This window comes from Actinoplanes sp. CA-142083 (genome assembly GCF_050942195.1).
In the GTDB taxonomy this organism is placed as follows: Bacteria; Actinomycetota; Actinomycetes; order Mycobacteriales; family Micromonosporaceae; genus Actinoplanes.
Genome location: NZ_CP192076.1, coordinates 6,040,768 through 6,059,945, shown reverse-complemented (window position 1 = coordinate 6,059,945; position 19,178 = coordinate 6,040,768). Strand labels below are relative to the sequence as shown.

The window sequence follows — 19,178 nt, the reverse complement described above, 5'->3', positions numbered from 1 at the left end:
ACGAAACCGCACTCACCAAGGAGACTCAGCATGGCGCTTCAGCGCATGGACAACGTCCTCATCGTCGTCGAGGACATCGACGCCGTCATCGCGTTCTTCGTCGAGCTCGGCATGGAGCTCGAGGGCAAGGGGCCGGTCGAGGGGCGGTGGGTGGAGCGCGTGATCAACGTCGACGACGTGCGGCAGGACGTCGCCATGCTGCGGGTCCCGGGCGGTCCCGGGAAAATCGAGCTGGCGATGTTCCACACGCCGAAGGCGATCCGCTCGGAGCCGGCGGACGCGCCGGCCAATACGCTGGGCATCCGGCGGGTCATGTTCGCCGTGGACGACGTCGACGACACCGTCGCCCGCCTGCGTGCCCACGGCGCCGAGCTGGTCGGCGAGGTGGAGGACTTCGAGAACGTGTACCGGCTCTGCTACGTCCGCGGCCCCGAGGGCATCGTCGTCGGATTGGCCGAAGAGCTCTCCTGAGGTCCATGGACACGCTCCGATATGGTGACGGCGAGTGTTGCCGACGTGTGCGGGGTGTCATGGGGGAGCTGGCCGAGAGGCTCTCGTCGCTCGCGGTCCAGGCGGAATCGCCGGACGGGGGAGTGGCGGCGAGCGCGCGCGGCCGGGGCGAGGTGCGGGTGTGGTTCCGCGCCGGCGCCTACCGGGGTTATCGCGCCCCCGACCTGGGACGCCAGCTGGAGGCGTTGGCGACTCTGCTGTGGACCGCGTACCGGCGGCGCTACCTCGAGATCGTGGCGTCCTGGACCGATCGGGACGATGAGCCCGAGGCCACCGGGGAGGATCGGGAGTTCGAGCGCCGTCTCGGCGAGCTGAGGGTGGCCGGGGTCTCCCCACGCGGATGGGTGACGGTGCGCAGCCGCGCACTGGTGTCGTGGCGTGTGGAGATCAAGGATGACCCGGTAGGGTCGCTGACCGAGCAGGATTTCCTGGCCGAGGTGGACGGCGCGATCAGCTCCTTGCTGGCCGGCCACCGGGCCCGGGTGACGCTGCTGACGGACGCGGTCTACGACATCGGCCTGCCCCGGTCGATGCGGGCCACCGGACGGGAGATCTGATGAGCGGCGAGAGTCGGCTGCAGTCGGGGCACTGGCTGCTGATCGGGCTCGCCGTGCTGGTCGTGGCCGGTGGCATCACCGTCATCCTGCGCCGCGGCGACGCCGACCCGACCGTCGCCGGGCCGAGCGGCACACCGTCGGCCGCACCCAGCGCCTCGGCGACGCCACGGCCCGACTGCGCGCCGCAGATTACCTCCACCTGGGCGGACGGCCGGCTGTTCTCGTACGGGATGGTCTATCGCAGTAAATGCGACCAGGTGGTCCGTAAGCTGCGGTTCCGGGTGGCGGCGGTGAACAAGGCCGGCGACGAGGTGAGCACCGACGACACGATCGCCTTCGGCGGGGTGCTCTTCCCGGGCGCCGAGCTGGCGGTGGCCGGGCCGCTGCAACTGCCCAAGGGCGCCCAGGTCAGCGGGCTCAAGGCGCAGGTGATCGACTACACCGTGCAGCCCGCGCCCGACTTCTCGGGCTGGGCGCGGCCCGAGGTGGTGGATCTCGCGCGCGGCAAGCCCGGCGCGCAGGGCATGTCCACCGTGACCGGCACCGTCAAGGTGGAGCCGCCGTCCACGCCGATCTGCGTCTCCGACTTCGTGCTGATCATGCGCGACAAGGCCGACAAGATCGTGTACGCGGACGTGGACCCGACGGTCGGGCAGACCCTGGTGAAGCCGGAGTTCCAGGTTCCGCCGGTGCCGGCCGCCGATTTCGCCCGGACGAAGATCTACGCGCCGCAGACGCCGCGTACCCAGAAGGCGCCCGCTGCGGGCGTGCCCTGCGACGGCTCGTGACCGGGCCGTCCGGTGAGAGGTGGCCAGAATGGAAGGCTGGCAGTTCGCGGCGGAGTTGTCGCAGCTGCGCGTCGTGGGCCGGGTCGACCTGACCGCCCTGAGCACGACGTACGCGAAGATGAACAACGCCGTCGACAGCACCGCCGACGGTGAGGCCGCGGCCTTCCAGGCGCCGGGCGGGGGAGTGGCGGCCAGCCAGGCGGCGTGGACCGGGCTCCGCGACGACCTGCAGAACATCCTGGGCAACACGTCCACGGCGTTCCTCGAGGCCGGCGTCGTGATCGAGCACATCGTGGACGCCTACATCGCCACCGACGAGGGCGCCCGCGACAGCCTCACCGCGGCCTGGGCGAACGGCCAGCCGCCCGACCTGCAGCCGCTCGAGCAGGAGTTCTCGCAGAACGCGCCGCCGGCGGTCGTGATCAGGAATTCCGGCGCCTGACCGGCGTCGTCCACGGGGAGGACACCATGGGATTCAGCTATCACAGTCCGGCCGACCTGCAAGCGCTCGGCGTGCAGATCCGCGACAAGGCCGTCCAGGTCACGATGGACCAGGCCGACTCGTACGCGCAGGCGCAGCAGTCCGCCAACAACGACGCGACCCGCTCGGACACCGGGCAGGTCACCCAGGTGCCTGGATACACCACGCCGGCGCAGGGGCGTCCCGACGACGAGGCCAACCTGCACGCGTACGTGAGCCAGGCGTACGCCGCGATCCCGGACATGTTCGCCGTGTTCGCCCTGCCGAACCCCGACGACTGCCGGCCCATGCTCGACGCCCTCTACTCGGTGGCCGCGACCGTGCAGGTCGACCTGCAACTGACGGCCCGCGACAACAGCCTCGCCACCCCCGGCGCGGTCCGGCCGATCGACGGCACCGCGCAGGTCGGCACCGTCGTCGACCTCATCCACGGGCACATGAAGGAGTGGACCGGGAAAGCCGCCCTCGCCTTCGACCACTACCTGGCCGAGAACGTGCGCGCGGCCGCGCTGCAGCGCGAGGTGGCCCTGTCGCTGGCGCTCGGCCTGGAAGCCCAGCTCGAGATCAACCGCCGGATCAACACCGACATCTGGGAGGTCGGGCAGAAGACGTACAAGGCACTGGACGGCCTGGACGCCTGGTGCCCCGGCGCCAACGCCTCCAAGACCGTCGCCCTGCTCACCATCGGCGGGGCCATCGCCGCGGTCATCTTCGCGGGCGCCACCGCCGGCGCGGGCGGCGCCGCGTTCGCCGCCGCGGTCGGGGTCGAGGGCCTGCAGAGCCTGGCCACCACCCTGTCGAACACCGGCCCGCTCCAGCCGCAGAAGGCCGACATCGGCGGCATGACCGTCCCGCCCATCATCACCGGCATGCAGAACGCCATGACCCAGCTGAGCCGCACGATCGACGCGCAGCAGCAGGATCTCGCGGGCGCGCTGGGCACGTTCGCCCAGGACGTCCGGGCCAACATGAGACACATCATGATCCCCGGTCCGGACGCCCTGAGCGCGCTGCGCACCGCGGACAGCGCCAGGATCAGCTCGTCCGAGGGCATGTTCGTCAACTAGCGACGAGGTCCAGCTCGGCGCTCATCGCGCGGCTGAGCTCCAGCAGATCCGTACGCAGTCGCGGGAGGTCCCAGCCGTACGCGGCGACCCGGTCCACGACGTCGAACGTCGTGCCGATCACGCGGTTCCGGGTGGTGGCGAACTCGTCGAGGGACGCGCTCCGGGCCAGGGTCTCGGCGTCGCGCAGGGCGTCGGTGATGCCGTGGGTGCTCAGTGGATCCAGGAACGACCCGGCGTCGCCGACCAGGACCCAGCCGGGACCGTGGGCCTGCCGCACGTAGCCGGGCCGCCCGATCCAGGTGTGCAGGCGGCCGGGCGGACGGGCCCGCGCCAGGCGGCCGCCGGCCCCGTCGGTGGTGACGGCGAGCAGGCGATCGTACGTGGCGCGCAGGTCACCCCGGGGAAGATGGCTTGCCGGCACCCCCGCGAAAACGCAGGCCTCGCCGGCGTTGGTGGGGATGAAGCCCGCGCTGTGCCCGGGCCGGTAGAACCATTCGTAGCGGTCGGCGCCGAGCTCCGACCAATAGCCGTAGACGACCGCGCCACATCCGGCGCCGGTCCGCAGCGTCCCGGCGCCGGCCTCGCGGGCCACGATCGACTTCGTGCCGTCGGCGCCGACGGTCAGGCGGGCGCGAGCGGTGAACGCGGCGCCGGCGCGGTCGCGGCCGTGCACCCCGGCGACCCGGCCGGACTCGTCGCGAAGCAGGCCGGTGACGCGGACGCCGTACCGGATCTCGGCGCCCGCGGCCATGGCGGCGTCGGCCAGCGCCCGGTCGAGCACCGTCCGGCGGGGCGCGTACAAGGCGTCGACCCCGTGGGCCGGCTTGATGCCGACCGTCACCGCGTCGGCGCCGAAGTCGAAGTGGGTCTCGCGGATCGGTGGCGTGCCGGCCTCGACGATCCGGTCGAGCACACCCCAGCGGGACAGCAGGAAGACGCCGCCGCGCATTAGCGCGTGTGTGGACAGTGTGTCGGCGCCGTATCGGTCGCGGTCGACCACCAGCACCCGCAGGCCCCGCCGGGCCAGTAGCAACGCGGTCGCGGCCCCGGCGACCCGGGCGCCGACGATGACGACGTCGTGCATCGCCGCTCACCCCGCCGGCCGCAGCGTGCGCCGGGCCGTGAGGTGGCCGGCGAGGTACTCGGCATCGTGGCGGGCGCCGTCGATGAACGTCGAGTTCCGCCGGCTCTGGAAGCGCAACCCGATCGCGTACAGCCCCGGCACCGTGGTCACGCCGCGCCGGTGGCGGATCCGGCCGCTCTGGTCGAGGGCGGGCAGGGTCAGCCACGGGTACGAGGGCCGGAAGCCGGTCGCCCAGACCACCGTCGAGATGCCCGTCCGTCGCAGATCCACCTCGAGCGGGGCGGACGGCACGGCGATCTCCGGCGGCGGATCGGGCGGCCCGGCGGCCGTGCCCGGCTTGGTAGCCGCGTAGCGGTCGATGTCGCCGAGAAGCCGGGTCATCCGCTGCTGCGCGCCGCCGATCGTGGTCGCCAGGTCGCCGGCGAACCCGGCGACGGCGCCGTCCAGCGCGCACAGCCGGCCGGCCAGCACCACGCCGGCGGCCGACAGGACGCCAAGGTCGGCACCCCGGGCGTCGGAGGCGCCGACGAGCTGGAGCGAAGGCTCCGCCCGGGCCGCCGCCGGGTCCGGGACGTCGTCGATGTCGCGGTCCAGCGCGCCGATCCGGTCCAGCCACCAGAGGATGTCCCGGCCGCGGTACCGGCGGGGCAGCCGCGTGTGGCCGCCGACCGCCAGCACCACCCGCCGTCCGGCGCGGGCCAGCTCGTACGCGATCTGCGTGCCGGAGGCCGAGGCTCCGACGACCAGGACGCCGCCGCCGGGCAGCGCCGACGGGGATCGGTAGTGGGCGGGCGTGACCTCGGTGATGCCGGGCGCCAGCCGGGCGGCGAGGCCGGGCACCGCCGCCCGGCTGTGATAGCCGGTGGCGAGGACCACGGTCCGCGCCGCCCAGTCGCCCCGATCGGTCTCGACCCGGAACCCGCGCGGGGTGCGTTCGAGCCGGGTCACCGCCGTGTGCGGCCGGACCGGGGCGGCGAACGAGCGGGCGTACGCGGACAGGTGGTCGCCGAATTCCACGGCGGACATGAACCCGTCCGGCTCGGGCCCGCGGTACGACCAGCCCGGCAGCCGGGTGAGCCAGTTCGGGGTCAGCAGCCGGAAGCTGTCCCATCGGGCGGTCCGCCAGCGCTCGCCCGCCTCGCCCCGCTCCAGGACGACGTGGTCCACGCCGAGCCCGGCCAGGCGGTGGCTCATCGCCAGTCCCGCGTGGCCGGCGCCGACGATCACCGTATCCGTGCGTGGCATGTCGTCAGTCGGTGCTGACCTGGACGGACACGGGCACCCCGTTGGTCAGGACATCGAAGACGGCCGACCGCCGGCAGGACTGCTCGACCAGTTCCCGCAGCTTCTCGGTGCCGGCGTCGCCGCGTACGATGAAATCGATCTTGATTTGCTGGTAGCCGTTGCGGACCTGGTCGGACAGCCCCAGGATGCCCAGCAGGTCGATGTCGCCCTCGACGGTCGACGAGACCTCGGTCAGGGTGACCCCGCGGGCGGCGGCGATGTTGGCGATGCCGGCGGTGAGGCAGGCGGCCAGGGCGTGCAGCAGGTGCTCGACCGGCGTCGGGCCGTTGTCCGTGCCCACCAGCACCGGCGGATGGTCGGCGTCGAAGGTGAACGGCTGCCGGTGGGTCATCTCCTGCTTGGCGCCGTGGAAGCCGTGGATCGTGGACTGGTTGTGGGTGCCGCTGACCCAGCGGTTCGTGGCCCGGAACTGGAACTTGGCCAGGTCGGTGTCGGCCCGCACGGCGTCGATCGTCGCGAACAGGGTGGCGGTGTCGACGCCGTTGCGGGTGGCGCTCTCGGTGCTGGTCATGGGTTCTCCTCCTCGAATCGTGCTCGTATGCTCGCCCCGCGGACCGGCGGGCACATCCGTGTCCAGCACGGATCCGCGGCACCCGTGCTGGACACGGAAGAGCGGGGATGACACCGTGACGACGATGGGGTCCGCCAAGGACATGGAGATCACGGCGCGCGAGGCCGAGATCCTGGCCCTGATCGCCCGGCACCTGACGAACGCGCAGATCGCGGAGGCGCTGCTCATCTCGGCGCGCACCGTCGAGAGCCACGTGTCGGCCATGCTGCGCAAGCTTCAGCTCCCCGACCGCCGCAGCCTGGCCCGGCAGGCGGCGACCATGCCGGGCCTGCTGGTCCGATCCGGGCATCGCGGCCTGCCGCTCCCGGTGACGCCGTTCATCGGCCGGGCCGGCGAGCGGGCCGCGCTGACCTCGGCGCTGGCCGGGCATCGGCTGGTGACCGCGACGGGTCCGGGCGGGATCGGCAAGACCCGGCTGGCGCTCAGCGTCGCCACCGCGCTCGCCCCCGCACGGCGCGAGGGAGTGTGGTTCCTGGACCTGGTGCACGTCACCGACCCGGCGATGGTCACGGCGGCGGTCGCGGAGGCGGTGGGCGTGCCCGAGCAGCAGACCACGTCGCTCGACCGGGCGCTGGTGGCCGTGCTGGCCGACAGCGACGCGCTGCTGGTCCTGGACAACTGCGAGCACGTTCTCGACGGTGTCCGGGCCTGCGTCGAGCGGGTTGTCGCCGCCTGCCCCGAGATCACCGTGCTGGCGACAAGCAGGACAAGACTGCTTCTTCCGTACGAGCGGGTGTATGTGGTGCCCGGGCTTTCGGTGGCCGGCGGGGGCGGGGATGCTGTCGATTTGTTCACGGCGCGGGTGGCGGCGGCGACGGGCGATGCGGCGCCCGGGGACGGCGAGCGGATCGCGGCGCTGTGCCGGGCGCTGGACGGGATGGCGCTGGCGATCGAGCTGGCCGCGGCGCGGTTTCCGGCGCTCGGGCTGGACGGGCTGGAGTCCGGGCTCGGCGAGCGGTTGCGGGTCCTGACGACCGGCACCCGGGGGAACGACCGGCACCGCTCGCTGCGCGACGCTATCGGGTGGAGTTACGACCTGCTCTCGCCCGCCGATCAGGCCCTGCTGCGGCGGGTGAGCGTGTTCGCGTCCTGGTTCGACGTGGACGCGGCGTGCGCGGTCGCGGGCGCCGACCGCGGGCGTGGCGAGGTGGTGGATGGGCTGGCCCGGCTGGCGGAGCACAGCCTGCTCGTCGTCGAGCGGGGCGAGCCCACCCGATACCGGGCGCTGGAGACGATCCGCCAGTACGGCATCGAGCAGCTGGAGCAGGCCGGCGAGCTTTCCCAGGTCCGGGACGGTCACGCCCGGTGGTGCCGCACAGAGGTGGCCGCGCTCCGCCGCCACGAGCCGGCCCGGATCGACGAGGCCTGGTGCGCCACCTTCGACCGCATCGCCGACGACGTCGACGCCGCCGTCGCGTGGTCGCAGTCGGCCGAGCTGGCCGCCGAGCTGGCCGGACTGCTGTTCCTACGGGGACGGCAGGCACAGGCCCAGCGACGCTACGAGCAGGCCGCCGACCTGGCCGCATCGGCCGAGCGGGCGGGCCACCTGCGGCGGGCGGCGGGGGCGGCGGCCAGCCGGTTCGTCGGGGATGACGCGCTTCGGCTGCTCCGGGAGGCGGGGCGGGCGGCCCTCGCGGCGGGCGACCGCGGCGGCGCGGCCCGGGATCTGGCGACCATGGCGATGTACATCAACCGCGCGCCCGGAATCATGGCCACCCCGCACTCGGCGGCCGAGGCCGACGCGGTGCTCGCCGAGGCGCTGGCCTGCTCGGACGACTCGCCGGTCGTCCGGGCGGCGTTCGCCGTCGCGACCGCGTGGCGTGACCTCACCGCCGTCGGCGAGGCGCGACGGGCGGTCGAGCTCGCCGAGCGGGCCGGCGACGGGATCCTGCACAGCATCGCCCTGGACCTCCTGACCGCCACCCACCTCGCCGGTGACGACGTCGCCGAGGCCGGGCGGGTCGCGCACCGGCGGCTCGAGGTGCTGGACACCGTGGCCATGGACTCGCTGAGCGGGTTCGAGTTCGGCGACGGTCACCTCATGGCCGTCGAGACCGACCTGGCCGCCGGCGACCTGACCGGCGCGGCGGCCGGCGCGCGGACCCTGGCCGGCCTGCCGTTCTATCGCGACGAGGACCACCTCGCGATGTGCCGGCGCCTGCTCGTCGACGCGTTCGCCGGCCGCTTCGACGATGTCGTCCGCACCGGCGAGCGCTTCCGGATCGCCTGGGAGCGTGCGGGCCGGCCGATCGCCCGCAACTTGGCCCGGGGCGCTTACGCCGTCGCCATGGCCTACGGAATGCGGGGCGACGACGAGCGCCGGGCGATGTGGATCCGCCTGTCCACCGACCTCGGCGCCGATGCCGACGACCTGGCCGGATGCGCGCTGGGCTGGCCTCCGGTGTTCGACGGCATGCTCGCCCTGCACCGCGACGACCCGGCCGCCGCCGTGCGCCGTCTCGCGGCCGACATCGACGACCCCGACCCGTTCCGTTCCGTGGGTGTCGGGCCGTGCCGGCCGTGGTACGCCGCATTGTGGGCGGAGGCCGCCGTGCTCGACCACCGCGCCGACGCGGCCGACCGCATTCGGCGCAGCCGGCACGCGGTCCGCGACAACCCGATCGCCGCCGCCATCGTCGAGCGCGCCGCCGCCCTCGCCGCCGGCGACCACGCGACGATCGCCCGCCTCGCGGACACCTTCGCCGAGCTGGGCTGCCCGTACCAGCAGCTTCGCAGTGCTCATTTCGTGTGACGACGCGGCCGTTCGGCCGGGGGAGCGGTCCGTGCCTTCGTAGTTTTCGACCATGAAGGCACTCGTGACGTTTCTGGCGGTCGTGCTCGGCGCCGGCCCCGCCCTCGCCGCCCCGCAAAGCCGTGCGACCGTGCCGACGCTGGCGTGGGAGGACTGTGGTGATGGCGTTCATGAATGCACGCCCGCGCAGGTCCCGCTCGACTATCGGTATCCGGGTGGAACGCAATTGACGCTGCAATTGCGACGCTGGAAGGCCGCCGATCCCGACGCCCGGATCGGCACCCTGTTCATCTATGCCGGCGGGCCGGGGAGTTCCGGCTGGGATTGGGTCCGGAGTTTCGCGACGTCGGCGACCCAGGAGATCCGGGACCGGTTCGACATCGTCGGTTTCGACCCGCGCGGGGTGCACCGCAGCCAGCCGGTGGTCGCCGCGGAATTCCCGCTGACCGGGCCGGGCATGGCCTACGGCCCGCCCGCCTACGACCAGACCCACGCGCCGGCCTGCCTGCAGTGGGCGGCCGCGCGGCTCAGCCGCTACACCGGCTCGTACCGGGCGCACGGATCCGCCGCCATCCTGGTGTCCGGCAACACCGGCGACCCCGACACCCCGTACGCGGACTCGGTGGCTTTGGCCCGCACCCTGGAGAACGGTCACCTGATCACCTGGCAAGGTGAGGGGCACACCGCCCGCCGCAAGAGCGCCTGTGTCGAGCGGTACATGTATGAATATCTGCTTCGAGAGGTCGTCCCGCCGGAGGGAACCGTGTGCCGGGACGCGCCGATCCCGGACTGAGGAGGTCGCCGTCGTGAGCCAGCCCGACATCGAGGCGTGGGACGCCTGGCACCCGCGCCGGATGGCCGATCATCTGCGCGACCTGGAGTTCCCCTGGTTCGTCGCGGCGGGCTGGGCGGTGGATCTGTTCCGGGGCGAGCAGACCCGCGACCACGGCGACCTGGAGATCGGGGTGCCGGCCGGGCACTTCGCGGCGCTGCCGCCGTTGTTTCCCGGCCTGGAGTTCTGGGTGCCGGTCGGCGAAGGAGTCCTCACCCCGATGACGGCCGAGGCGCTGGCCGGCGAATCGCACCAGACCTGGGCCTGGGACCCGGCGGCGGCCCGGTGGCGCTTCGACGTCTTCCGCGAGCCGCACGACGGCGAGGTCTGGGTCTGCCGCCGCGACGAGCGGATCCGCCGCCCGTACCGCGAGATCATCCGGCGGACCGACGAGGGCGTCCCCTACCTGGCGATCGAGGCCACGCTGCTGTTCAAGGCGAAGCACAAGCGCGACAAGGACGAGCTCGACTTCACCGGCGCCCTGCCCTTGATGTCGCAGGCGGAACGCGGCTGGCTGGACGCCACGCTCGGCCTGGTCCACCCGGACCATCCGTGGCGCGCCCGGCTCCGGCGCGGGATCTGACCGTCCTCAGCGGCAGACGCGGAACCGCACCCGGGTGACGCCGTCGCGGTGGTCGGCGCCGAGCCGGTCGCTGAGCTGGGCGGCCAGCCAGAGGCCGGCGCCGCGCTGCTGGGGATTGGCCGGCGGGCGGTAGCCGACGAGCGGATCGGGGAACCCGTCTCCGTTGTCGGTCGCCTCGCAGGTGATCGCGTCCGGCTCGATCCAGACCTTCAGCTGCCGGTCGGGGCGGCCGTGGACGAGGCTGTTGACCGCGATCTCGGTGACCACCAGCGACAGCTCGTCGATCGCCCGCCGGCCCCAGCCGAGGCCCCGCGCCACGGCCTGGACCGCGTAGCGGGCGCGGCGCGGGTCCATCGGATCGTCCAGCCGGATCGCGACGAGCGGTTCCGGCGTGATCGGCGGCATCGGCTCGGCCAGGATCCGCAGCAGGTGACCGGGCGGCTGGTACGAACCGGACGGCTCGCGCCGGCCGGCGGTCACCACGGGATGGGTGCGCCGGGCGCTGGTGATGATGCGATCGGGCAGCGCGCGGGTGTCGTACGGGCAGACGATCCAGGCCGGGGTCGTGGCGAAGACGTCGTTGATGGCCGACTCGTAGCGGATCCAGGTGTCGTGCCGGGCGCCCTCCCCGAACGCCACCTCGCCGATGACGCGGACCGACTCCTGGCCCCGGGCCCGTGCCCCGTCGATCAGGCCGATCCAGCCCGCGATCGTCGACGCGGGACGCACGTACCAGGAGTCGCGGTCGATGAAGGTGACCTCGCCCGCCTCGTCGCCGAGGGATTGCCGGAGCAGGTCGATGTTGTGCCCGGTGACGACGGCGACGACGGCGCTCCCGTCGCGCAGCCCGTCGGCGGCGAAGGGTCGCAGCGCCGCGACGAAACCCTCGTCGTCGTCGTAGATGAGAGCCTCGTGGGTGAGGGGAGCGCAGGTCATCGTCAATCCTGGAGAACCACGTTCGGGAAGAGCTTGGACCAGCTGTGCGGTCGCCAGATGTCGTGCAGCAGCGAGGAGGCGCCGCGGACGGTGGTGGGCCCGTGCCGGCCGGCGATCGCCTCGCACGCCATGCCGATGCCGCGGGCGCCCTTGACGTCGATGAGGGTCACGCCGCTGACGTCGAGCACGGCGCTCGGCCGGCCGGGCGCCGCTCCCACCAGCAGCCGGTACACCTGGTCGGCGGCGAGGAAGTCGATGTCGCCCGACAGCCGCAGCGCGCCGTCCCGGCCGCCGTGCAGGCTGAAGGCCCGATGGTCGTGGGATCGCCGGCTGTGCACCGTCCCCGCGAGCATCAGGTCGCCGGGGGTGCACCGGCGCGCGTCGTACGCGCACACCGCGGTCAAGGGGATCTGCTTGATGAGCAGGTCGGCGCGGAGCTCGTAGGCCGGCCAGACCGCCGGCACGCGCGGATCGCCGAGCAGGAACTCGGTCTCGGTGTAGACGCGCAGGCCGGCGAAGCCGTCGGCCACGGCGGATCGAGCCGCCTGGGCAAGCCGATCGAGCCGTTGATCGGCCTCGACCTCCAGATAGGCCTCCGCCGCCGAGCCGAGGACGAGCATCCCCAGGTCCACGAGAACGTCGACGGGGACACCCGCGGCCCGCAGGTCGTCGCCGATCGCCGCGGTGGCCAGGCCCGGCGCCGTGAGGACGCACACCCGCTCGTGCCGGGCCAGACCGGCCACGGTGTAGTCCAGCACGGCCCGACGGGCGTCGGCGTCCCGGTCGTACACGAAGCACAGATGGTCGTGCGGAGCCAGACCGGGAACACCGTCTGCCAGCACGACCTCACACCCTCGTCACCACGCTCGTCCGGAACCGCTCAGCGCACCGGGGCATCCTATGGCGGGCGGAGAGGCCGCTGACCGATCGGCGGCGATAATCCCCCGATCAGGTATCCGGGTTACCTCTCGGACCGTGTTCGCCCGCGCACTTTTGGTTCTGCGGATCTCGGGGATATGGTGTGGGCCACATCGCCCGCCGGTCTCGTTGGCCGTGGTACGGAGGAGTGAGCGTGCCGGTCACCGGTCAGCGTGTCGTGCGTCGGGCCCTGGGACGCAGGCTGACCCGCTTGCGGCTGGCGACCGGCAAGAGCAGGCGCGAGGTCGCGGAGGCCAAGCTCGGCATCTCCGAGCCGACTCTGCACCGCATCGAGACCGGCAAGGTTCCGGTCACGGTGGCGAACGTGCGCGCGCTCTGCTGGCTGTACGGAGTGGACGAAAGCGTCGCCAACGCGCTGTCCGATCTGGCGCTCGGTACCTCCCAGGAGGAGTGGTGGGACGCGAATCCCGCGCTTCCGGACTGGTTCAAGCTCTACGTCGGGCTCGAGGCGAGCGCGAGCGCCATCCGGACGTACGAGGGTGAGGTCGTCCCCGGCGAGCTGCAGACCGAGGAGTACACCCGGGCGATCTACAGCGCCGAGCAGTCCCTGGGAGCCGACGCGACCGAGCGGCACGTGAAGCTGCGGATGCAGCGCCAGGCCGCGATGGCGTCCCGCTTTCCGAAGCCGTGCCTGATCACGGTGCTCGGCGAGGGCGTGCTGACCCGGCAGGTCGGCGGCCCCGCGGTGCTCGCCGCGCAGATCGGTCATCTCTGCGAGCTCGCGCGGCAGGAGCACCTCGAGATCCGGGTGCTGCCCTGGTCGGCCGGCGCGCACGCCGCCATGGCCGGAGCGTTCCGGATCATGGATTTCGAGGACCCCGAAGATCCCGACGTGGTCTATCTGGAGTCCCATGTGGGCGCGCTGTACCTCGAGGAGCCGGCCGAGGTGCAGGAGTACCGGCGCATCTTCGACCTGATCACCGCGGCCTCGGTGCCGATCGCGGACTTTCGCTGAGAGGCAGAGGCATGAGTGACTCCCGGAAGGCCGCGACCGCCGCGCGGATGTACGACTACTACCTCGGCGGCGTGCACAACTTCCCGGCCGACCGGGAAGCCGCCGACGCCGTCATCGAGCGGTTCCCGTTCATTCCGGAGGCCGCCCGGGCCAATCGCGCGTTCGTCGTGAACGCGGTGCGGCACCTGTCCGAGTCCGGGGTCCGGCAGTTCCTCGACATCGGCTCCGGCATTCCCACCGTCGACAACGTGCATTCGATCGCCCGGCGGATCCACCCGGAGACGCGGGTCGCCTATGTCGACATCGACCCGGTGGCGGTGGCCGAGAGCATGGAGATCCTCAACGGCGACGGATCGGCGGTGGCGGTGCGCGGCGACGTGCAGCAGCCGCGGGCGGTGCTCGATCACGCCGAGGTGCGCCGGCTGCTCGACTTCGACCAGCCGATCGGGGTGATCCTGGCCGCCGTGCTGCATTTCGTCCCGGAGCATCAGGTGGCGGACGACGCGGTGGCCACGCTGATCGGGTCGGTCGCCCCGGGCAGCCACTTCGTCATGTCGCACAGCGCCACCGAGAGCTTCGCGCTGTTCACCGCGACCGAGGACGTCTACCAGCGGCGGACCTCGACCCCCGGCACGGTCCGGACCCGTTCGGAGGTCGAGCGTCTGTTCACCGGGCTCGAGCTGGTCGATCCCGGGGTGGTCTGGGCGCAGGAGTGGCGTCCCGGCGCCGTGGTCGAGCGGGTCGAAAGCCCGCGGCTCGGCGGCATCTGGGCCGGCGTGGGGCAAAAGCCCTGAGCGTCAGCCGGAAAGCAGCCGGTCGAATTCACCCTTCTTCGCGCCGTCCAGGAACGAGTCCCATTCCTCGACGGTGAAATGCACCGTGCTCGCGTCGGGCCGCTTGCTGTTGCGCACCTCGATCAGGCCCGCGTGCCGCCGGACCTCGACGCAGCTGCCGCCGTTGCCGGTGGACCGGCTCGACATCATCCATTCGCCGTCATACATCGCACCGCTCCGTCACTCTGAGTAGTGTGGACTGCCGCCAAATTCGGATATATGGCGCAAAAATGAGTCCCCGCGTCCCCTTCTTCTTTCGTCGTGAAATTTTGCGTACCGAGGGTAGGTGATGGCAAGAGAGTTCATCGAAACCGGGGACTGAACTTCTGCACTGTGAAATCTTGCACCGTGGAAACTTGGCAAGGGATGATGGCGATCTCGACGAAGGGGGCGCATTCATGGACATCCTCAGTCGCGCCGGCCGCCCCGCGGCGGCGGACGCCGAGGAGTCCGAAGTGGCCCGCCTGCGAGCGCAGGTGGCCCGGCTGGAATCCGAGCGTGCCGCCCTGTGGTGGGCCATCCACCACGACGACCTCACCGGCCTGGCCAACCGCCGCCTGCTCGACGCCGTCGGCCCGTCGATGCTGCGCAACGCCGCGCGGTACGCCGTACTCGTGCTCGATCTCAACGGCTTCAAGCCGGTCAACGACCGGTACGGTCACGCCGTCGGCGACGAGGTGTTGCGCACGGTCGGGCGGCGGCTGTCCGGCTGCCTGGTCGGCGACCTGGCGGTCCGGCTCAGCGGCGACGAGTTCGCGGCGATCCTCACCGAGTCGTCCCTGGCCGGCGCCCACCACGACTGGCCGACCCTGGTCGGCGAGATCTCCGAGGCGGTGGCCGAGCCGATGGACATCGACGGCAACCGGCTCGTCGTTACCGCGTCGATCGGCGTCACGACCGGGCGCGGCGAGCCGACCGGCATGACCGACCTGATCCGCCGGGCCGACCTGGCGATGTACCACGCCAAGACGCACTGCTACTACTCGTACATCGCCTGGGACCAGAACTGACCCACCGGCGGGGATACTGGGATCATGCCAGCGCTTCCGCTTTTCCCGACCACCCTGGTGGGCAGCTTCCCGCAGCCGGAGTGGCTGATCGACCGGGCCCGGCTCGCCGGCCGCTTCCCTCCGCGCGTGCGGGCGAGGGAGCTGTGGCGGCCCGCGCCCGAGCATCTCGCGCGGGCCCAGGACGACGCGACTTTGCTCGCGATCCGTGCCCAGGAGGATGCCGGCCTGGACATCGTGACCGACGGGGAGATCCGGCGGGAGAGCTACTCCAACCACTTCGCGACGGCCCTGGCCGGTCTCGACCTCGACAATCCCGGCACGGTGATCAACCGCAGCGGGCAGCCCAATCCGGTGCCCCGCGTGGTCGGCGAGGTGAGCCGGCCGGCGCCCGTGCAAGCGGCCGACGCCCGTTTCCTGCGCGAGCACACCGGCCGCACGATCAAGGTCACGGTGCCCGGTCCCTTCACGATGTCGCAGCAGACGCAGGACGACTTCTACGGAAACCCCGAGTCCCTCGCGTACGCGTACGCCGACGCCGTCAACGCCGAGGTGCGTGACCTCTTCGCAGCCGGGGCGGACATCGTCCAGCTGGACGAGCCGTATCTCCAGGCGCGGCCGGACGCCGCTCGCGCGTACGGTGTGAAGGCTCTTAATCGCGCCCTCGACGGCGTCACCGGCACGACGGCGGTGCACCTTTGTTTCGGCTACGCCGCGATCGTCCACGAGCGCCCGTCGGGCTACTCCTTCCTGCCGGAGCTGGCGGAGTGCGCCTGCGACCAGGTCTCCATCGAGACCGCCCAGTCGCATCTCGACACGTCGGTGCTGAAGCACCTCACCGGAAAGACGATCATGCTGGGCGTCATCGACCTCTCCACCCCGGAGGTCGAGGACACCGGCACGGTCGTCGAGCGGGTGCGCCGGGCCCTGCCCCACGTGGCGCCGGAGAAGGTCGTGATCGCGACGGACTGCGGCATGAAGTACCTGCCGTGGGAGTCGGCGACCGGCAAGATGCGCGCCATGGCCGGCGCCGCCGAGATCTTGCGCCGCGGGTGAGCCTCAGGGTCTGATCAGGGCTCGCGCGGCGGTGGTGGCGCGCTCGGCGGCGTCGCCCGCGGTCAGCCCGCCGTGGGCGAAGAAGTTGTCGGTGAACAGCGCCGCGTAGCCGTGCGCCACCGCGATGGTGGCCTCGACGAGACGGACCGCCTCCTCGTACGACGCGCAGGCGGTCGCCGTCGCGAGCTCGGTCAGCGTGGTGATCAGGGCGCGGGTCTGCTCGCGGCGGGCGTCGTCGGGCACCTCGTACAGCTCGGGCGCGAAGATCACCGGGAAGCCGGCGCGGGTGCGCACCACGTACCGCACGTAGGCGCCGGCCATCGACGCCAGCCGTTCCCGCGGATCGGCGCCGGCCGCGTCGGCGGCCGCGGCCACCTCGGCCCGGAGATCGTGCGCGGCCACGGCGGACACGGCGCTGAGCAGGTGGTTGCGGTCGGGGAAGTGACGGTACGGCGCGGCCGAGCTCACCTGCGCGCGGCGGGCGACCGCGGCCACCGAGAAGCGCTCGAGCCCGCAATCGGCGAGCACCTCGAAGCTGGCCCGGATGAGCGCGGCGCGGAGGTCGCCGTGGTGGTAAGCCCGGTCCGCCGACACGTCGCCTCTCCTGCTTGCCTCGATGTAAGAGGGGTCCTACATTAACATGTGATAGCCCTCTTACATCCGGGAGACAGCGTGAGCATCCGGCTCGGGTACCAGATTCCGAACTTCACCTACCCCGGCGTCCCGGTCGAGGACCTGTTCGCCACCGTGGCCGCGCAGGCGCGCGAGGCGGAGTCGGCCGGGTTCGACACCGTGCTGGTGATGGACCACTTCTACCAGCTGCCCGGCATCGGCACGCCGGACCAGGCGATGCTCGAGTCGTACACGACGCTCGGCGCGCTGGCGTCGGCCACCTCGACGATCCAGCTGTCGACGCTGGTCACGGGGAACACGTACCGCAATCCGGCCTTGTTGGCCAAGACCGTGACCACCCTGGACGTGGTCTCCCGGGGCCGGGCCATCCTCGGCATCGGGGCCGGCTGGTTCGAGCGGGAGCACCACGACTACGGCTTCGAGTTCGGCAGCTTCGGCGAGCGGTTCGAGCGGCTCGAGGAGGCGCTCACGATCATCGCGCCGATGCTGCGCGGCGAGCAGGCGTCCTTCGAGGGCAAGTGGTACACGGCCCGCGGCGCCATGAACAACCCGCGGCTACGGCCGTCCGTCCCGATCATGCTGGGCGGCAGCGGCGAGCGGAAGACCTTCCGGCTGGCGGCCCGCTTCGCCGACCACATGAACATCATCTGCGACGTCACCGACCTGCCGCGCAAGGTCGCCGTGCTGCGCGAGCGCTGCGAGGAGATCGGCCGCGACCCCGCCACCCTGGCCACGAGCTTCCTGGTGATGGGCATGGTGGGCGAGACCGAGCAGGAGGCCAAGGAGCTCGGCGAGACCATCCCGGAGGACCGGCGCGACCGGGCCTTCGTCGGCACGGCCGAGCAGGTCGCCGAGCAGCTGCACGAGAAGATCCTGGGCGCCGGCATCGACGGCCTCACCATCAACCTGATCCGCAACGGTCACCGTCCTGGCATGGTCGCCCAGGTCGGCGCGGCCCTCAAGCCGCTGGTCGCGGCCTGACGCCGCGCGCCCGGGGAACGCACCCAGGGATGAACCCCGATGTGCCACGGCCGCGTCGCGACGAGAATCCCGGGGAGGCGGGCCGACTCGGGGAGGCACGGGGATGAGCAAGCGGATCGTGGTCGTGGTGGCCGTACTGGCCATGGTGGGAGCAAGCGCGGCGTGCGGCGGGGCTTCACCAGCGGCGGCGCCGCCGAGCTCGCCGGTCCACAGTGCGCACGAGCATGCGGCGGGGCCGCCGCCGTCGCCGGAGCCACTGCGGGCCGGCGAGCGTTTCGTCACGCTGAAGATGCCCGAGCCGTACCAGCCGGTCGCGCCCGGCGGCGGCACCGACGAGTACCGCTGCTTCCTGGTGGATCCTAAGATCACCAGCCCGTCGTACCTGACCGGCAGCCAGTTCCTGCCGCAGAACCAGGACATCGTGCATCACGCGATCTTCTTCCGGATCGCCCCGGAGGGTGCCGCCAAGGCTCGCGCGCTCGACAAGAGCACTCCCGGCGAGGGCTGGCAGTGCTTCGGCGACTCCGGCGTCCCCAACGACGCGTGGGTGGCGCACTGGGCGCCGGGCGCCAACGAGGTGCTGCTCGGCGAGCACCTCGGATACGAGATGCCGCCCGGCAGCCTGCTGGTCATGCAGGTGCACTACAACCTGCTGGCGACCGGCGGGAAGTCCGGGCCCACCGACCAGTCGAGCATCCGGCTGCGCCTCGCCGGCGACACCCCGCCGGTGACGCCGCTGGACACGTTCCAGCTGGCGGCGCCGATCGAGCTGCCCTGCACCGCGCAGGAGAGCGGCCCGCTCTGCGATCGGGCGGCGGCGGTCCAGGACGTCGGCAAGCGCTTCGGCGAGGACGTCGGCGGCACCGAGGAACATCTCGTCAGCGAGTGCAGCGGGGGCCAGCCGGTCCCCGGTACCACCCAGCACTGCGACTATCCGATGCCGGGTCCCGCCACCGTCTACGCCGCCGCCGGGCACATGCACCTGCTCGGCCGGTCCATCAAGATCGAGCTCAACCCGGGGACGGCCGGCGCCAAGACCCTGCTGGACATCCCGCAGTACAACTTCGACGACCAGGCCCTCCGGCCGCTGGCCGCGCCGATGAAGCTCAATCGGGGCGACGTGGTCCGGGTGACCTGCACCCACGACGCCGGATTGCGCAAACTGCTGCCGCAACTGCGTCAGCTGCCGCCGCGCTACGTGGTGTGGGGCGACGGCACGGCCGACGAGATGTGCCTCGGCCTGCTGATCGGCACCACCGCCGGCTGACAGATACACCACCTGGTTGACGACACCGGGCGCGGCCGCGT

General features: G+C 72.1%; 21 protein-coding genes. 14 read left to right on the top strand and 7 right to left on the bottom strand.

What is annotated here, in order from left to right:
* Nucleotides 1-30 precede the first annotated feature (30 nt).
* From ACQPZX_RS27880 to ACQPZX_RS27860, 5 genes are read left to right on the top strand one after another with little or no spacing between them, the layout of a single operon-like run.
* On the top strand, nucleotides 31-471 hold the full coding sequence (locus ACQPZX_RS27880; RefSeq protein ID WP_433361098.1) for a VOC family protein: 441 nt from the start codon (nucleotides 31-33) through the stop codon (nucleotides 469-471).
* Between the two features lie 59 nt (nucleotides 472-530).
* Nucleotides 531-1,067, top strand: a complete 537-nt coding sequence (locus ACQPZX_RS27875) for a hypothetical protein (protein ID WP_433361095.1) — start codon at nucleotides 531-533, stop codon at nucleotides 1,065-1,067.
* The gene (locus ACQPZX_RS27870) at nucleotides 1,067-1,855 is read left to right on the top strand and encodes a hypothetical protein (RefSeq protein ID WP_433361092.1); all 789 of its coding nucleotides are present in this window, start codon (nucleotides 1,067-1,069) and stop codon (nucleotides 1,853-1,855) included. Before ACQPZX_RS27875 ends, ACQPZX_RS27870 begins: the two co-directional genes overlap by 1 nt.
* A 28-nt stretch (nucleotides 1,856-1,883) precedes the next feature.
* The gene (locus ACQPZX_RS27865) at nucleotides 1,884-2,297 is read left to right on the top strand and encodes a hypothetical protein (protein WP_433361089.1); all 414 of its coding nucleotides are present in this window, start codon (nucleotides 1,884-1,886) and stop codon (nucleotides 2,295-2,297) included.
* Between the two features lie 26 nt (nucleotides 2,298-2,323).
* Nucleotides 2,324-3,403 (top strand): hypothetical protein, encoded by a 1,080-nt coding sequence (locus ACQPZX_RS27860; RefSeq protein WP_433361086.1) that lies wholly within the window; start codon nucleotides 2,324-2,326, stop codon nucleotides 3,401-3,403.
* On the opposite strand, the gene ACQPZX_RS27855 is transcribed toward ACQPZX_RS27860, so the two are convergent.
* From ACQPZX_RS27855 to ACQPZX_RS27845, 3 genes are read right to left on the bottom strand one after another with little or no spacing between them, the layout of a single operon-like run.
* Nucleotides 3,396-4,487 carry an NAD(P)/FAD-dependent oxidoreductase gene (locus tag ACQPZX_RS27855; RefSeq protein WP_433361083.1) on the bottom strand — a complete coding sequence of 364 codons (1,092 nt, stop codon included), beginning with the start codon at nucleotides 4,485-4,487 and terminating at the stop codon, nucleotides 3,396-3,398. The genes ACQPZX_RS27860 and ACQPZX_RS27855 overlap by 8 nt on opposite strands.
* A 6-nt stretch (nucleotides 4,488-4,493) precedes the next feature.
* Nucleotides 4,494-5,732: an NAD(P)-binding domain-containing protein gene (locus ACQPZX_RS27850; protein WP_433361081.1), complete on the bottom strand. Its 1,239-nt coding sequence runs from the start codon at nucleotides 5,730-5,732 to the stop codon at nucleotides 4,494-4,496.
* 4 nt (nucleotides 5,733-5,736) lie between these two features.
* Complete coding sequence (locus ACQPZX_RS27845; RefSeq protein ID WP_433361078.1) at nucleotides 5,737-6,303, bottom strand: OsmC family protein; 567 nt, start codon at nucleotides 6,301-6,303, stop codon at nucleotides 5,737-5,739.
* A gap of 124 nt (nucleotides 6,304-6,427) precedes the next feature.
* On the opposite strand from ACQPZX_RS27845, the gene ACQPZX_RS27840 reads away from it, so the two are divergent.
* From ACQPZX_RS27840 to ACQPZX_RS27830, 3 genes are read left to right on the top strand one after another with little or no spacing between them, the layout of a single operon-like run.
* Complete coding sequence (locus tag ACQPZX_RS27840) at nucleotides 6,428-9,115, top strand: ATP-binding protein (protein WP_433385458.1); 2,688 nt, start codon at nucleotides 6,428-6,430, stop codon at nucleotides 9,113-9,115.
* A gap of 52 nt (nucleotides 9,116-9,167) precedes the next feature.
* The gene (locus ACQPZX_RS27835; protein WP_433361076.1) at nucleotides 9,168-9,908 is read left to right on the top strand and encodes an alpha/beta hydrolase; all 741 of its coding nucleotides are present in this window, start codon (nucleotides 9,168-9,170) and stop codon (nucleotides 9,906-9,908) included.
* Between the two features lie 13 nt (nucleotides 9,909-9,921).
* Complete coding sequence (locus ACQPZX_RS27830) at nucleotides 9,922-10,530, top strand: nucleotidyltransferase domain-containing protein (protein WP_433361073.1); 609 nt, start codon at nucleotides 9,922-9,924, stop codon at nucleotides 10,528-10,530.
* A 6-nt stretch (nucleotides 10,531-10,536) separates the two neighbouring features.
* On the opposite strand, the gene ACQPZX_RS27825 is transcribed toward ACQPZX_RS27830, so the two are convergent.
* Nucleotides 10,537-11,466 (bottom strand): anti-sigma factor RsbA family regulatory protein, encoded by a 930-nt coding sequence (locus tag ACQPZX_RS27825; protein WP_433361070.1) that lies wholly within the window; start codon nucleotides 11,464-11,466, stop codon nucleotides 10,537-10,539.
* A 2-nt stretch (nucleotides 11,467-11,468) separates the two neighbouring features.
* The gene (locus ACQPZX_RS27820) at nucleotides 11,469-12,308 is read right to left on the bottom strand and encodes an MEDS domain-containing protein (protein ID WP_433361067.1); all 840 of its coding nucleotides are present in this window, start codon (nucleotides 12,306-12,308) and stop codon (nucleotides 11,469-11,471) included.
* 230 nt (nucleotides 12,309-12,538) lie between these two features.
* On the opposite strand from ACQPZX_RS27820, the gene ACQPZX_RS27815 reads away from it, so the two are divergent.
* Together ACQPZX_RS27815 and ACQPZX_RS27810 are read left to right on the top strand one after the other, a co-directional pair.
* A complete protein-coding gene (locus ACQPZX_RS27815) occupies nucleotides 12,539-13,360 on the top strand; it encodes a helix-turn-helix domain-containing protein (RefSeq protein WP_433361064.1) in 822 nt (273 codons plus the stop codon).
* 11 nt (nucleotides 13,361-13,371) lie between these two features.
* The gene (locus ACQPZX_RS27810) at nucleotides 13,372-14,154 is read left to right on the top strand and encodes an SAM-dependent methyltransferase (RefSeq protein ID WP_433361061.1); all 783 of its coding nucleotides are present in this window, start codon (nucleotides 13,372-13,374) and stop codon (nucleotides 14,152-14,154) included.
* 3 nt (nucleotides 14,155-14,157) lie between these two features.
* Here ACQPZX_RS27810 and ACQPZX_RS27805 read toward each other — a convergent pair whose 3' ends face one another.
* Nucleotides 14,158-14,361: a DUF397 domain-containing protein gene (locus ACQPZX_RS27805; RefSeq protein ID WP_433361058.1), complete on the bottom strand. Its 204-nt coding sequence runs from the start codon at nucleotides 14,359-14,361 to the stop codon at nucleotides 14,158-14,160.
* A 230-nt stretch (nucleotides 14,362-14,591) separates the two neighbouring features.
* Between ACQPZX_RS27805 and ACQPZX_RS27800 the strand changes: the two genes are divergently transcribed.
* Both ACQPZX_RS27800 and ACQPZX_RS27795 read left to right on the top strand, forming a co-directional pair.
* Complete coding sequence (locus tag ACQPZX_RS27800) at nucleotides 14,592-15,203, top strand: GGDEF domain-containing protein (RefSeq protein WP_433361055.1); 612 nt, start codon at nucleotides 14,592-14,594, stop codon at nucleotides 15,201-15,203.
* Between the two features lie 24 nt (nucleotides 15,204-15,227).
* Entirely contained in the window at nucleotides 15,228-16,256 is a 1,029-nt protein-coding gene (locus tag ACQPZX_RS27795; protein ID WP_433361052.1) for a uroporphyrinogen decarboxylase family protein, read from the top strand.
* A gap of 3 nt (nucleotides 16,257-16,259) precedes the next feature.
* Here ACQPZX_RS27795 and ACQPZX_RS27790 read toward each other — a convergent pair whose 3' ends face one another.
* Nucleotides 16,260-16,850, bottom strand: coding sequence for a TetR/AcrR family transcriptional regulator (locus ACQPZX_RS27790; RefSeq protein ID WP_433361049.1), 591 nt, complete (start codon nucleotides 16,848-16,850; stop codon nucleotides 16,260-16,262).
* 78 nt (nucleotides 16,851-16,928) lie between these two features.
* Here ACQPZX_RS27790 and ACQPZX_RS27785 point away from each other — a divergent pair, with 78 nt between their 5' ends.
* Both ACQPZX_RS27785 and ACQPZX_RS27780 read left to right on the top strand, forming a co-directional pair.
* A complete protein-coding gene (locus tag ACQPZX_RS27785) occupies nucleotides 16,929-17,870 on the top strand; it encodes an LLM class F420-dependent oxidoreductase (protein ID WP_433361046.1) in 942 nt (313 codons plus the stop codon).
* A gap of 103 nt (nucleotides 17,871-17,973) precedes the next feature.
* Nucleotides 17,974-19,137 (top strand): monooxygenase, encoded by a 1,164-nt coding sequence (locus tag ACQPZX_RS27780; protein ID WP_433361043.1) that lies wholly within the window; start codon nucleotides 17,974-17,976, stop codon nucleotides 19,135-19,137.
* Nucleotides 19,138-19,178 lie beyond the last annotated feature (41 nt).